We start from the raw sequence: 14,172 nt of genomic DNA, 5'->3' as shown, positions 1-14,172 counted from the left end.
ACTCGGTGAGCCTCGAAGCCTCGGCGATCGCGCTGACCACAGCGGTGGTGAAGGCCGCCGCGAAGATCTGGCTCGGCGACCGTCCGATCGCCGCCGACGCGACCGCGAAGGTGTTCGACCTGTTGGAGAAGCAGGTCACCGGCCTCAACGACCGCCGCAAGATCCGGCTGTTGTTCACCAACCTGGAGTCCCGCGTCGCGGACCGGCTGCTGCCGTTCGTCGACGTCGAGTTCCGCGCACTGCCGGAGCACGAGCGGGCCGCGGCCGTCGACGCGGTGCGCGAGACGTTCGACCGCGCCGCACTGACCGACGACGACCTGTTCGCGACCGACCTCGACGCGGCGTTCTTGTACCGCTACCTGCGCCGGACCGTTCCCGGCGTCACCGCGCTCCTGCCGGCCGACGGAACCGAGCTCTACAAGCGGGTGCTGCGGGAATGCTGCGCGTACTTGGTGCAGGTGACGAGTACCTTGCCCCGCTTCCAGCCCGGCGCGCTGGTGGAGGTGCTCCGTCGCGAGACGGAGATCCTCGAAGCGGTCCGGAACGTCCTGGCCTCGTTGCCGGAACGCCGTCACCCGGACGACTTCGCCGCCGACTTCCGCCGCCAGGTGGTCACGGCCCTCGACCGGATGGCCCTGTACGGCGCGGGCCTGACCGACGCGACCCGGCTGTACCCGCTGTCGGTCGCCTACTTGAGCCTGAGCGTCACTTCGGAGGAGGACGCCGCGGCCGGCGACCGGATCGAGCACGTCCTGCCACAGACGTCGCGGATCCTCCTGCGCGGCGAAGCGGGTTCCGGCAAGACGACGCTCCTGCAGTGGCTGGCCGTGCAGTGCGCGAGCCGTCGCCTCCGGGACGTCGACGGCTGGGAGGACCTGGAGCCGTTCCTGGTGCGGCTGCGGCGCTTCAGCGACGCCCCGCTACCGGCGCCGGAGCGCTTCCTCGACGAGGTCGGCAGGCACATCGCCGACGAGATGCCGCTCGGCTGGGTGCAGCAACGCCTGCGCCGAGGCAACGGCGTCCTGCTCGTCGACGGCCTCGACGAGGTCCCGGACGACCGGCGCCGTGAAGTGCGCGAGTGGCTCCGCGAGCTCGTCGTCGCGTTCCCGCGCGCCCGGTTCGTGGTGACCACCCGCCCGGCGGCGGTGACCCCGGATTGGCTTCACCACGAGGGTTTCACCGAAGTGCGGCTCCAGCCGATGACTCGGCGGGACGTCCGCACGTTCGTGACGCGCTGGCACCGCGCGCTGCCGGGCGAAGCGCTCGACGCCGAGCGTGACGCCCTGCTCGCGGCCATCGGCTCGCGAAGCGCGTTGCGGCGGCTCGCCGAGAACCCGTTGCTGTGCGCGCTCTTGTGCGCCCTGCACCACGAAGGCAATGGGCGCCTGCCGGACAACCGCATGGAGCTCTACGACGTCGCGCTGCGCATGCTGCTCGACAGCCGCGACGTCGAGCGGCGGATCGAAGCGAGCGTCCGCCTTTCACTGACCGAGAAACTGGTGCTGCTGCGGCACCTCGCGTACTGGCTGGTCCGCAACGGCCACACGGACGCCACCGCCGCCGCCGCCGAACGCCGCATCGAGGCGAAGCTGCGATCGATGGGTCAGATCGAAGTCACCCCGCGCACGGTGTTCCGCCACCTCCTCGACCGCGGCGGAGTGCTCCGCGAACCGGTCCCCGGCCGCATCGACTTCGTCCACCGCACGTTCCAGGAGTACCTCGCCGCGCAGGCGGCGGTCGAAGAGGACGACATCGGCATCCTGACCGCCAACGCACACCTGGACGAGTGGCACGAAGTAGTGGTGCTGGCCGCGGGCCACGCCCATCCCACGCAACGCGAACGACTCCTGGACGGCATCCTCGACTGGGACGTCGACGAACCCCGGCGACTGAAGCTAGACCTGGTCGCGCTGGCCTGCTTGGAGACCTCGCCGGAGTTGAACGAGAGGGTGCGCAACGAGATCGAAGACCGGGCGAGCACCCTGATCCCACCGACGACTTTCGAACAAGCGGAAGCGCTGGCGGCCACGGGCGAATTCGTACTGGACCTCCTCGCCGACTGCGAGCCCTCCGACCCCGATGCGGAGGCGGCGACCGTCCACGCGATCGCTTTGATCGGCGGCCCGGGCGCGTTGGAGCTGCTGTCCCGCTACGACGGGCCGCAGGACGCGGGCGTCGTGGACGAGTTGCTCAAGGCCCGGAGCCGCTTCGAACCGGCCGAATTCGCCGAACGCGTGCTGGCCGATCTGCCGATCGAGTACCTGTTCGTCGGTGACCCGGCGGACTTGGCCGGTCTGGAACACGTGCAGCAGCTCGAATACCTCGACTGCTGGTTCGAGGAGCCACACGGCGACCTCGGTTTCGCCCGGAAGCTACCTGGGCTGAAGGGGCTCGAGGTCGGCGATCCCGCCGGGTTCGACGTGCGCTCGCTGGTCGGCACCTCGCTGGAACGCATCACCCTGTGCGGCGACCCGCCCGAGTCGACCGACCTCGGGCCGCTCGCCGAGATCCCCACCCTGCGCACCATCCTCGCCGAGGTGGACACGCACGGCTGGGCGCGGCTGGCCGAGCTGCCGAACCTCGAACACCTCAAGCTGAGCGACATCGAGGACGTCGCCCGGCTCGCGGAGCTGGCCGGGCTGTCCCACCTGCCCGGGCTGGACCTCGACTGGGCGCCGGACCTCGAAGACCTGCGCCCCTTGTCCTTTTTGGACCGGCCGAGCGGACTGGGCTTCCGGAACTGCCCCCGGCTCCAGGACGTCGATGCGCTTTTCGGCTGGGCCGACAGCCTGACCAAGCTCAGCTTCGCCAACTGTCCCGCCGTGGACCTGACCGTGCTCCCTTCGCTGACCCGACTCCGGCTGGTGCAACTCATGGACACCTCGATGCCGGACCTCGGGCTGCTGGCCGGACTCGACGCATTGCGGCACCTGACCCTGCACGGTCCCGACGAGATCGACCTGACACCCCTCGCCGGGCGGCCCGATCTCGAAGTGCACGTGAGCGCGGACGTCCGGCTCCTCGGCGAGGAGTCGCTGGGTCCGGGGAGCCACGTCGAGCGGATCGGCGGCCGCCGCACGAAGTAGATTCGAGCCCGTGATCGACCACATCAGCATCCCCACCGAGGCCGGAACCTTCGACGCCATCGCCGCCGGGCCTGAAGACGGGCGGCCCGTGTTGCTGCTGCACGGCTTTCCCGAAGCCGCCGTCGAGTGGGAGCACCAGGTTGCCACCCTTGGCGTTCTCGGCTATCGGGCCGTCGCGCCCGATCAGCGGGGGTACTCGCCCGGGGTGCGGCCGGAGCAGGCCGCTGACTACTCGATCGATCACCTCGTCGGGGACGTCGTCACGATCACGAAAGAACTCGGCTGGGAGCGGTTCGACCTCGTCGGGCACGACTGGGGCGGTGCCGTCGCGTGGTGGACCGCCGATGCGCATCCCGAGCGGCTTCGCAGCCTTGCCGTCATTTCCACCCCGCACCCCGCCGCGCTCGCTGAGGCCATGAAGACCGACGAGGACCAGCACCTGCGTACGCGGTACATGACCGAGTGGCGGCAGACGCGCGTCACCGAGCGGCGGATGCTGGAGAACGACGGTCGGGCGTTGCGGGACATGTTCGAGCGGCGGGTGGCGCCGTCCAAGGTCGACGACTACGTGCAGCGGCTGTCGGAGCCGGGGGCGCTCACCGCGGCGCTCAACTGGTACCGGGCGGGGCGGCCGGGCGGGAAGATCGGGAAGATCGCCGTGCCGACGCTTTACGTCTGGAGCACCGAGGACGTCTCCTTCGGCTCGACCGCCGCGCTCGATACCGCGAACTGGGTCACCGGGCCGTACCGGTTCGAAATGCTCGAAGACGTGACGCACTGGGTGCCGGAAGAGGCGCCGGAGGCCGTCACCTCCTTGCTCGTCGAGCACCTCGACGCGCGGTAACGGCCCGTCACCCCGCCGGGCGGATCGCGCGTAACCCACCCACCTCGCGGTACGGCCGGTTCGGCGCGTTCGTGTTCACTGGGACGCGTGGATACCGCGACCGAACCCGAGACCGAGCAGGTCGTCTTCGTCACCGAAGACGGCGTGCCCACCGGCGAAACCGGCCCGAAGCTGGCCAGCCACCACGAGCACACCCGGTTGCACCTGGCCTTCTCGTGCTACGTCCTGCGCCGCAGCGACGACGCACTGCTGATCACCCAGCGCGCCCAGGAGAAGAAGGTCTGGCCGGGGGTCTGGACCAACAGCGTCTGCGGCCACCCCGCGCCCGGTGAGCCGCTCGAAGACGCCGTCCGACGGCGCGCGGCCTACGAGCTCGGGCTGCCGTCGCTGTCGGGGCTGCGCTGCGTGCTGCCGAACTACCGCTACCGGACGCCGCCGTTCCAGGGCATCGTCGAGAACGAGTTCTGCCCGGTGTTCATCGCGTGGGCCGACGACGAGCCGTCGCCGAACCCGGCCGAGGTCGGTGACTGGCGATGGGTCGCCTGGGCCGACTACACGGAGCTACTGAACGACGTGACGGCTAATGTGAGTTACTGGGCCAAAGACCAGTTCGCACAGCTCAAGGGCATCGAGCCGTTCTCCGGACTCTGAGGGTTTCGCTCCGCAGAGTCACCGGCGCTGTCCCGTTTGAGCGAAATTCACCTTCGTCCGCACCGACACCTCAAGGGTGGCCTCCGCCGCGACGACAACCAATGGGTGGTGGAGGTGGGCATGGTCGCCGAGGGCGAAGTCGCGCTGAGCCGGGCCGGCCGCCCGCAGCCGCCGGACCTGCTCCGCCTGCACGAAGCCATCGCGAGCCTCTTCGCGACCCAAGGCGACTGGCGCCGCGCGTACCAGCACCTGCGGTCGGCGCTGGACATCGCCCGCGACGGCAGCCTGCGCGATGCCCTGACCTCGAGCTACAACCGCCGTTACCTCGACGAGCGGCTCTACGGACCGTTCACCGACCGTCTCCCACTCGGGATCGCGCTCGTCGATCTGGACCGCTTCAAGCGCGTGAACGACACGTACGGTCACCTCGTCGGCGACCGCGTCCTCCGCCGGGTCGCCGATCTGCTGCAGGAGGAGCTGCCCTCGGAGGGCTTTTGCGCCCGATACGGCGGCGAAGAGTTCGTGCTGTGGCTGCCGGGCGTCGACGCGGGGCACGCGATCCGCATTGTCGACGCGGCCCGCGTGCGCGTCGCCCGTCATCCCTGGTCAGAACTCCAGCCCGGACTGCACGTGACGATCAGCGCCGGGCTGGCGCACGAGACCGGCGCGCCGTCGTCACCCGAACGCCAGCTGCGTGACGCCGACAGCCTCCTTTATGCGGCGAAACGCGCGGGCCGCAACAAAGTGGCCTATCACGACGCGCAAAGCACGCAGTTAATAACCCACTCTGAGTAACGTAAACACCGCATTACTCCGGATTGCCGACGAGGGCCTTCACCCGTTTGTCGACGCCGACCGGCCGTTCGTCGACTCAAGGTGAAGAAATTTCCGGGAGGGTGTCGTCACGAACGGGGGGTATCCGTACGATAACGAAAACCTCCGGGGGAACGATCACCTCCTGCGGGGGAGGACGGCCTAGTCGAGATCGTGCGGAAGGAGACCGAGTGCCGGACGAGCACGACAGCCCGGGAACCGGTCGCCACAACGATGGTCCGGCGCGGCCCCGGACGGGTAGACGCAGGTCGATGGAGGACCAGGGCGGCCTCAGCGTTTCGGACGTCGTGGCGAAGACCACCGGAGTGCGGCCGACACCGCCCGACCAGCCGGGCCGCCGGGCCGCGGAGCCGCCGTCCCGGGCGCGGACACCGCAGCCGCCCGCCGAAGACCCAGTACCCACGGACGCGAACCGTCAACCCCGCCCCCCGCGCCCCCGCCAGCCCCGCCGTGCGGCGGCCCCGGCCCCGGAGGCGCCTCTCCAGCGCCGCCCCCCGGCGGCGAACCAGGGCCCCCAGCAGACGTCGGCGGCCCCCCAGCCCCCGCGCCGCCCCCGGCGACCGGGCGCGGAGGCGACCCCGCCGGCTGACGGAGCAACGCCCCGCCGAGCACTCGACGCCGGTCGGCGCAGCCCCACGGCCGAAGGCCCTCGCCGCGCCGCCGCACCCGACGCCCGCCACGCACCTCCCGCCGACGGCCCCGTGGCCGCTCCTCGGCACACGCCGGTCGACGGTCCCGCCGCCCGGCGCCCGGGACCCGACGACGGCCCCCGACGCGGAGCCGCGCCCGACGACGCGGCCGCTCGACGCACTCTCGCGGCCGACAACCCCGCCGCCCGGCGCCCAGCGCCCGACGACAGCGCCCCTCGGCGGATCCCGGCCGAAAACGCCGGCGTTCGGCGTGCGGCTGAGGGGCCCGCGCCTCGCCGTGGTGTCGCGCCGGATGGGCCCGCGCCGCACCGTGCTTCTGCTCCTGAGGGAGCCCCGCCGCGGCGGCCCGCTGCCGCGCGGCCCGTCGGCCCTCCGGGGACGCCGGACAGCCCGGCTCCGCGCCGAGGGACCGCGCCCGACGAGAACGCCGGTCGCGCTGGGACGCCCGAAGGGGTCCGCCGGGCCGATGGGCCCGCGCTTCGCCGCCCCGCCGCCGCGACCCCGGACAGCCCGGCTCCCCGCCGAGGGGCCACGCCCGAGGAGAACGCCGGCCGCGTCGAAGGGGTCCGTCGAGCCGGGCGCCGTCCCGGGGGCGCGACCCCGGACAGCCGGGGAGCCTCGCCCGACGAGAGCCCGGCCGACGGGGTGCCGCCGCGGGCAGCGCTCGATCCGCTGACCATGACGGACGAGATGGAGGCGATCGACGAGGCGACCCAGTACCGCCGCAAGATCGATCACACCCTCGCCCGGTTCTCCGCCGCGCACGACGAGATGGAAGCCGAAGAAGCGAAGCGGCGTGAACGCCGTGAGCGCCTCTCGCCCGCGTCGATCATCGAAAGCACCCGCACCGCCCTGCAGCGCGTGGTCACCACCACGCCCCAGGGCGATGACGAAGCCGTCTCCGAAGAGCAAGCCGCGCAGACTCGGTTGCAGGAGAAGAAGGCGCGGAAGATCGAACGCTCGGTGCGGTTCGGGCGGATCGCCGCGGCTGTCGTCGCCGGGCTCGTCTTCCTCGGCATCGGGGGTGCCTGGGGCGCGCAGACCTACTTCGACGCGAAGTTCACCCAGGTTTCCGCGCTCGACGAGAACTCGGCCGACATCCAGGACGCCGACGCGCAGGCCAACGACGAAAACTTCCTGATGGTCGGCTCCGACACCCGCGACGGCGCCTCCGCCGAAGAGGGCGTCGGGACCGCCGACAGCAATCCGGGGGCGCGCTCCGACACCGTGATGGTGGCGCACATCCCTGCGGACCGGAAGCGCGTCGTCGTCACGTCCTTCCCGCGCGACCTCGAGATCGACCGGCCGGAGTGCCAGCGCTGGGATCCCGCGCAGAGCAAGACGACCGACGAAAAGGTCCCCGAGCAGAAGATCGCGAAGCTCAACACCGCGTACGCGGTCGGCGGGCCGCCCTGCACCACCAAGGTGATCCAGCAGATCACCGGGCTGCGGATCAACCACTTCGTCGGCATCGACTTCAACGGCTTCAAGGAAATGGTCGACGCCGTGCACGGCGTCACCGTGCACAACGAGACCCCGATCGACGACACGACCCTCGGCAAGGTGCTGATGGAGACCGGGGACGTGACGATCTCGGGCGACCAGGCGCTGAACTTCGTGCGCGCCCGGCACGTCAAGGGCGACCCGACGTCCGACTACGGCCGGATCAAGCGGCAGCAGGAGTTCATCGGCGCGCTGCTGCGGAAGGTCATGTCGTCGGACGTCGTGCTCGACCCCGGCAAGCTCAGCGACTTCATCACCGCCTTCGCGAAGGCCACCTTCGGCGACAACCTCGGCGTAAAGCAGATGATGACGCTGGCGCAGTCGATGAAGGGCCTCGACGCCTCGAAGATCACCTTCCTGACCGTGCCGACGGTCGGCCTGCCCAACACCCGCGGCAACGAGGTCCTGGTCCGCAGCAAGACGAAGGTGCTCTTCGACGCGCTGCGCAACAACACCCCGCTGCCCGACCCGAACGCGCCGATCCCGGTGAGCGAGCAGGCGCCGCCGACCAGCACGTCGAAGTCGAAGACCGGCAGTTCCAAGAGCACCACGACGAGTAAGAAGAGCAGCACCACGGGCTGATCCGCGAGGATCGTTAGACCGGGTTCACGTGCGGTTCACCCGGCGATGCGGTGTTTGGTCACGGTTGCCCGTAGGGTTGGGCCATGCGTGAGGCTTACCATGTCGAACTCGAACAGCTCGCCGTCAACCTGGCCGCCATGTCGGTCCAGGTCGCCGACGCCATGGAGCGGGCCACGAGGGCACTGCTGGAGGTCGATCTCAGTCTCGCCGAGCAGGTGATCAGCGACGACGCCAAGGTCGACGACGCGCGCGCCCAGTGCGAGGAGCAGGCGTACGCCCTGCTGGCCCTGCAGGCGCCCGTGGCCACCGACCTGCGCACCGTCCTGGCCGCGATCCACGCCGCGGAAAGCCTGGAGCGGATGGGCGATCTGGCGCTGCACGTGGCGAAGGCCGCGCGGCGCCGCCACCCCGACCCGGTGCTGCCCGAGGCCGTGCGCCCGTACTTCGCCGAGATGGGCGAGGTCGCGGTCAAGCTGGCCCGCTCGACCGAGCAGGTCATCAAGACGAAGGACGTCGAAGCGGCGAAGACGCTCGAGTCCGACGACGACCAGGTCGACGACATCCACCGCCACCTGTTCACGGTCCTGATGGACCGCGAATGGCCGCACGGCGTCGCCGCGGCGGTCGACGTCACCCTCCTCGGCCGCTTCTACGAGCGCTACGCCGACCACGCGGTGTCGGTCGCGAAGCGGATGATCTTCGTGGTCACCGGCAAGATGCCGGGCTACGGCTCGGACGACGACATCTGATTCACCCCAACGAAAAAGCCCCCGGCCGGTGCCGGGGGCTTTTTCGTTGCTCCACTTAGGACAAAACGGCTACTCAGCCGAAGCGGCCGGAAATGTAGTCCTCCGTGGCTTTTTCGTCCGGGTTGGAGAAGATCTTCTCCGTGTCGTTGAGCTCCACCAGCCGGCCCGGCTGCCCGACGCCGGCGAGGTTGAAGAACGCCGTCTGGTCGGAAACCCGCGCCGCCTGCTGCATGTTGTGCGTGACGATGACGATCGTGTAGTCCTTCTTCAGCTCGCCGATCAGGTCCTCGATCGCCAGCGTCGAAATCGGGTCCAGCGCCGAGCACGGCTCGTCCATCAGCAGCACGTCCGGCTGGACGGCGATCGCGCGGGCGATGCAGAGCCGTTGCTGCTGACCGCCCGAAAGGCCGCCGCCCGGCTTGTTGAGGCGGTCCTTGACCTCGTTCCAGAGGTTCGCGCCGCGCAGGGCGCGCTCGGCGATGTCGTCGAGGGTCTTCTTCCCCTTGGTACCGCCCAGCTTCAGGCCCGCGACGACGTTGTCCTTGATGGACATCGTCGGGAACGGGTTGGGGCGCTGGAACACCATGCCGATCGTGCGGCGGACCTGGACCGGGTCGACCGCCGACGCGTAGATGTCCTCGCCGTCCAGGAGGACCTGGCCGTCGACGCGGGCGCCGGGGATCACTTCGTGCATGCGGTTGAGGGTGCGCAGCACCGTCGACTTGCCACAGCCCGACGGGCCGATGAACGCCGTGACGTTGCGCGGCGGCACGGACAGGGTGACGCCGTCCACGGCGTGGAACTTGCCGTAGTAGATGTCGACGTCCTTGACATCGATTCGCTTGGCCATCAGGAACAGCTCACTTCTTCTTCGGGGCGACGAGGCGCGCGAACACGGTGGCGAGGAGGTTGATCAGCGCGATGATGAGCACCAGGGTCAGCGCCGCGCCCCAGATGCGGTCGAAGCCGACCGACCCGGGGTCCATCGGGTTGCTGACGCGCTCGTTGTTCATCAGCAGGGGCAGCGCCGCCTGTTCACCGCTGAAGATGTCCCAGTTCGTGTAAGCCGAATAGCCGACCAGGACCAGCAGGGGCGCGGTCTCGCCCATCACGCGGGCGAGGGCCATCATGACGCCGCCGACGATGCCGGACAGCGCCGTCGGCAGCACGATCTTCATGATCGTCTTCCACTTCGGCACACCCAGCGCGTACGACGCTTCGCGCAGGTCGTCGGGGACGATCCGGAGCATTTCCTCGGACGAGCGGACGACCACCGGGATCATCAGCAGCACCAGGGCCAGCGACACGGCGAAACCGCTGCGCGGCAGGCCGAGCGTGGTGATCCAGAGCGCGTAGATGAACAGCGCGGCCACGATCGACGGGACACCGGAGAGGATGTCCACCATGAACGTGGTCGCCTTGGCGAGCTTGCCGTTGCGCCCGTATTCGACCAGGTAGATCGCGACCAGCATGCCGATCGGCACCGCGATGATCGCGCAGACGAGCCCCTGCAGCAGGCTGCCGATGATCGCGTGCAGCACGCCGCCGCCGACCTCGTCGGACAGCACGTCCCCGAAGTCCTCGGTCCACCAGTTGCTGTAGGGGATGCGCGTGATGCCGTCGACGACCACCGTGTAGAGCACCCACACCAGCGGGACGACGGCGATCAGGAACGACAGCCAGACCAGCGTGGTCGCGATGCCGTTCTTGAGCTTGCGGGCCGTGCTGACCTGCTGGAACGCCGGGGTCGTTGCGGGAGCTTCGAGCGTCGTGGTGGACATGCTCAGTCCCCCTTCTTGGCGATGATGGACCGCGCGGCGAAGTTCACGACGAAGGTGAGCACGAACAGCACCAGGCCGGCCGCGATGTACGCGCCGGCCGAGACCTCGTTGTTGAACTCGCTGTAGTTCGCGGCGATCTTCGAAGCGAACGTCGACCCGCCGTCGAAGAGGCTCCAGTCGAAGTTCTTGCCCTGCGGGATGAGCAGGATGACGGCCAGCGCGATCGTCTCGCCCAGCGCGCGGCCGAGGCCGAGCATCGAGGCGCCGACGTAACCCGCCTTGCCGAACGGCAGGACCGTGGTGCGGATGACTTCCCAGCGGGTGGCGCCGAGGGCCAGCGCGCCCTCGATGTGCGGGGTCGGCGTCCGCTCGAACACCTCGCGCGAGAGCGACGTGATGATCGGCAGGATCATCACGGCCAGCACGATGCCGGCGGTGAAGATCGTGCCGCGCACGCTCGGCGCGACGTTGCCGGGCGCCAGCAGCGGGAACCACGAGAACGTGTCGTTGATCCACTGCGAGAACGGCTCGATCGCCGGGGCGAACACCAGGATGCCCCAGAGGCCGAAGATGATCGACGGCACCGCGGCGAGCAGGTCGACGACGTAGGCGAACGGCCGCGCGAGCCGCTTCGGCGCGTACTGGGTCAGGAACAGCGCGATGCCCAGCGAGACCGGCATCGCGATGATCAGCGCCACGAGCGACGTCGCCACCGTGACCTCGAGGAGGTCGAGGATGCCGAACGCCATGTTCGCCGGGTCGTTGGTCGACCAGCCGTGGTTGGTCAGGAAGTTGACCTTGTCGGCCTTCAGCGCCGGGATCGCCTGGATGAGCAGGAAGATGCCGATCAGGCCGATCAGGGCGACGACGAAGATCCCGGCCCCGGTGGTCAGGTTCTGGAAGATGCGGTCACCGGCCCGCACCTTCTTCGCTTTCTCGCCCGCGGGCGGCTGCGGTGCCGCCGGCGGGGCTGGTTGCTCCGAAATCGGGACCTCCGGGGGCGTCGTGGCGGACGACGAACGCCCACCGGGGTCGCCGGTGGGCGTTCGCGTCGAGGATGACTCGCTCATCAGGACTTCTGACCAGCCTCTATCACTCGTGTGTCAGTCGCAACGCCGGGTCAGGAGATCGCCTTGATGGAGTCCAGGACCTTCGTCTGCAGCGACTGCGGGATCGGCACGTAGCCCTTCGAGGACAGCGGCTGCTGGCCGTCGGTGGCCGCCACCGTCAGGAACGCCTTGACGGCCTTCGCGACGTTCGGGTCCGCGTACTTCGAGCAGACGATCTCGTAGGTCGTCAGCAGCAGCGGGTAGGCACCCGGGGTGTTGCTGGCGTAGATGCCGTTGAGGTCGAGTGCGAGGTCCTTCGAGCCGTCCTTGAGGAACTTGGCCGCGTCGAGGGACTTGGCCACGTTCGCCGCGTTGAGCTCGACGCCGCCGGAGCCGCTGTCGATGAGGGCCGCGGTCAGGCCGTCCTTGGCGAACGCGCCCTCGACGTAGGTGATGCCGCCGTCGGAGGCCTTCACCGCGGTCGCGACGCCGTTGGAGCCCTGCGCACCGTTGCCGACGCCACCGTTGAACTTCTTGCCGGCACCCTTGGTCCAGTCGGCCTTCGCCGCCGCGCCCAGGTACTTCTGGAAGTTGTCGGTGGTGCCCGACTCGTCGGCGCGGGAGACGACCTGGATCGCCTTGTCCGGCAGGGTCAGGCTCTCGTTGCCCTTGACCGCCTTGATGGCCGGGTCGTTCCACTTGGTGATGGCACCGCTGAAGATCTTGGCGGTCACCGCCGGGGTCAGCACCAGCTTGTCCACGCCGGACAGCTTGTAGGCGACCGCGATCGGGCCGACGACCAGCGGGATGTTCAGGGCGTCGCTCGCGCAGCGCTTGTTGGCCGCCTCGAGGTCCGCGTCCTTGATCGGCGAGTCCGAGCCGCCGAAGTCGATCTGGTTGGCGTTGAACTGCTTGACGCCGGCACCCGAACCGCTCGGGTTGTAGTTGACCTGCTGGCCCTGGCACTTCTTGCCGTACTGCTGCGTGAAGATGTCGATGGCGTTCTTCTGCGCCGACGAACCTTCCGCGGAGAGCGGGGTCTTGCCGCCGCACTCCACGTCGGCGGTGCCGGTCGCAGCGGGCGCCGAAGCCGAGTTCGAGCTGCTGCTGTTGGTCGCCGCGGGGTCGGAACCACAGGCGGCGAGCACGAGGGCGGCGCTCGCGACGATGCCCACCGCGCTCAGGGGCCGCATGATCTTCACTGCTGTTTCCTCCATCAGGAGCTTGACCGGGTCGTCGCGGCGTGCTGCCGCGCCGGATCCGGACATTAGGCAGCGCCGGTGGACGGGTGACCCTGTCCAGATGAACGAAAAGTGAACAAGGCTCCGGATGTGAGCAGTGCTACTACCCCGATAGGGTGCTGTGTCCGGGCCGTGACCTGCGCGTTCGCACACCGTGACGAGGTGCTCGCGCGGTGTCCATCGTCGTCACCGACCGTACTGGACGTCGGTTTCGTGACGGGCAAACCCGAGCTTCGTGTAGACCGCGAGCGCCGGCGCGTTGTCGCCTTCGACGTACAGGATGATCTGCCGCAGCCCCCGGCCCGCGAGGTACCGCAGCCCGGCCAGGGTCAGCGCCCGGCCGAGGCCGCCGCCCTGCGCGGCCGGGTCGACGCCGACGACGTAGACCTCCCCGACGCGCTCGCCGCCGAACCGGCCCGGCGTGGCCTCGTGCACCTTCGTCCAGTGGAAGCCGATGACCTCGCCCTTCGCTTCGGCGAGGAAGAAGCCGTCCGCGTCGAACCACGGCCGGGCCTCGTCGGCGCGGATGTCGTCGGCGGTCAGCGCGCCCTGCTCGGGGTGCCAGTCGAAGGCCCGCGCGTTCACCTGGACCACGGCGTCCTCGTCCTGCCCCGGCACGAACGTCCGCAGCGAGACGCCGTCGCGCAGCACCGGCTCCGGCCAGTCCGCGCCCTCGACGTCCGTGTGCAGGATCAGCAGCTCGCGCTTGCGTTCCAGGCCGGTCTTCAGCGCCAGCTTCCGTGCGGCGGGGTGGTCGCCGTGCGCCCAGAGCCGGAAGCCGACCGCGGCGCGCTCGTCGAGCGCCTGGAGCAGCTTCGCGCCGTAGCCGCGGTCGCGGTGGGCCGGGTGCACGAAGAGCTCCGCGACCTGGTGGCCGAAGGAGTCGCCGGTGGTGTCGAGGTGGACGTAGCCGACGACCTCGCCCTCGACGCAGGCGACGAGGTGCTCACCACCGTCGAACTCGCCGGGCAGCGGCCCCTCGGGCTCGACCTCCGGGCGCCCGTCGGCCTCGCGGACGGCCAGCAGCAGCCCGCGGACGTCCTCGAGCTGCTTGTCGTCCAGTTCCTGCCGCCACTCGCCTTCTCCGGTCACCCTCCGACCGTACCCGCGAGCCCGCACTTTCACGTGAAAGTGCGGCTTTGCGTTTCAAAGCGGCACTTTCATGATGAAAGTGCCGCTTTGGCGCCGGGGGCAACGCGCGA

At 69.7% G+C, this 14,172-nt stretch carries 11 protein-coding genes; 6 read left to right on the top strand and 5 right to left on the bottom strand.

Annotated features, from left to right (window positions below):
• Positions 1-5 precede the first annotated feature (5 nt).
• The 6 genes from SD460_RS08265 to phoU all read left to right on the top strand — a co-directional run bounded on the left by SD460_RS08265 (position 6) and on the right by phoU (position 8,899).
• On the top strand, positions 6-3,086 hold the full coding sequence (locus SD460_RS08265; RefSeq protein WP_290059660.1) for an NACHT domain-containing protein: 3,081 nt from the start codon (positions 6-8) through the stop codon (positions 3,084-3,086).
• Between the two features lie 10 nt (positions 3,087-3,096).
• Positions 3,097-3,930, top strand: coding sequence for an alpha/beta fold hydrolase (locus tag SD460_RS08260; protein WP_290059662.1), 834 nt, complete (start codon positions 3,097-3,099; stop codon positions 3,928-3,930).
• 87 nt (positions 3,931-4,017) lie between these two features.
• The gene (idi, locus tag SD460_RS08255) at positions 4,018-4,581 is read left to right on the top strand and encodes an isopentenyl-diphosphate Delta-isomerase (protein WP_290059664.1); all 564 of its coding nucleotides are present in this window, start codon (positions 4,018-4,020) and stop codon (positions 4,579-4,581) included.
• 120 nt (positions 4,582-4,701) lie between these two features.
• The gene (locus SD460_RS08250) at positions 4,702-5,376 is read left to right on the top strand and encodes a GGDEF domain-containing protein (RefSeq protein WP_290059666.1); all 675 of its coding nucleotides are present in this window, start codon (positions 4,702-4,704) and stop codon (positions 5,374-5,376) included.
• 1,367 nt (positions 5,377-6,743) lie between these two features.
• Positions 6,744-8,150, top strand: coding sequence for an LCP family protein (locus SD460_RS08245; protein ID WP_438860636.1), 1,407 nt, complete (start codon positions 6,744-6,746; stop codon positions 8,148-8,150).
• An 83-nt stretch (positions 8,151-8,233) separates the two neighbouring features.
• Positions 8,234-8,899 carry a phosphate signaling complex protein PhoU gene (phoU, locus tag SD460_RS08240; RefSeq protein WP_290057365.1) on the top strand — a complete coding sequence of 222 codons (666 nt, stop codon included), beginning with the start codon at positions 8,234-8,236 and terminating at the stop codon, positions 8,897-8,899.
• 73 nt (positions 8,900-8,972) lie between these two features.
• On the opposite strand, the gene pstB is transcribed toward phoU, so the two are convergent.
• The 5 genes from pstB to mshD all read right to left on the bottom strand — a co-directional run bounded on the left by pstB (position 8,973) and on the right by mshD (position 14,062).
• Positions 8,973-9,749: a phosphate ABC transporter ATP-binding protein PstB gene (gene pstB, locus SD460_RS08235; RefSeq protein WP_086862623.1), complete on the bottom strand. Its 777-nt coding sequence runs from the start codon at positions 9,747-9,749 to the stop codon at positions 8,973-8,975.
• A 10-nt stretch (positions 9,750-9,759) separates the two neighbouring features.
• Positions 9,760-10,680, bottom strand: a complete 921-nt coding sequence (pstA, locus tag SD460_RS08230; RefSeq protein ID WP_290057366.1) for a phosphate ABC transporter permease PstA — start codon at positions 10,678-10,680, stop codon at positions 9,760-9,762.
• A gap of 2 nt (positions 10,681-10,682) precedes the next feature.
• Positions 10,683-11,603, bottom strand: coding sequence for a phosphate ABC transporter permease subunit PstC (gene pstC / locus SD460_RS08225; protein ID WP_290057396.1), 921 nt, complete (start codon positions 11,601-11,603; stop codon positions 10,683-10,685).
• A 197-nt stretch (positions 11,604-11,800) separates the two neighbouring features.
• The gene (gene pstS, locus SD460_RS08220) at positions 11,801-12,931 is read right to left on the bottom strand and encodes a phosphate ABC transporter substrate-binding protein PstS (RefSeq protein ID WP_290057367.1); all 1,131 of its coding nucleotides are present in this window, start codon (positions 12,929-12,931) and stop codon (positions 11,801-11,803) included.
• 225 nt (positions 12,932-13,156) lie between these two features.
• The gene (gene mshD / locus SD460_RS08215) at positions 13,157-14,062 is read right to left on the bottom strand and encodes a mycothiol synthase (protein ID WP_290057368.1); all 906 of its coding nucleotides are present in this window, start codon (positions 14,060-14,062) and stop codon (positions 13,157-13,159) included.
• Between the last annotated feature and the right edge of the window lie 110 nt (positions 14,063-14,172).

It is taken from the genome of Amycolatopsis solani (genome assembly GCF_033441515.1).
Lineage (GTDB): Bacteria > Actinomycetota > Actinomycetes > Mycobacteriales > Pseudonocardiaceae > Amycolatopsis > Amycolatopsis solani.
This window is presented reverse-complemented; position numbering and strand designations above follow the sequence as displayed.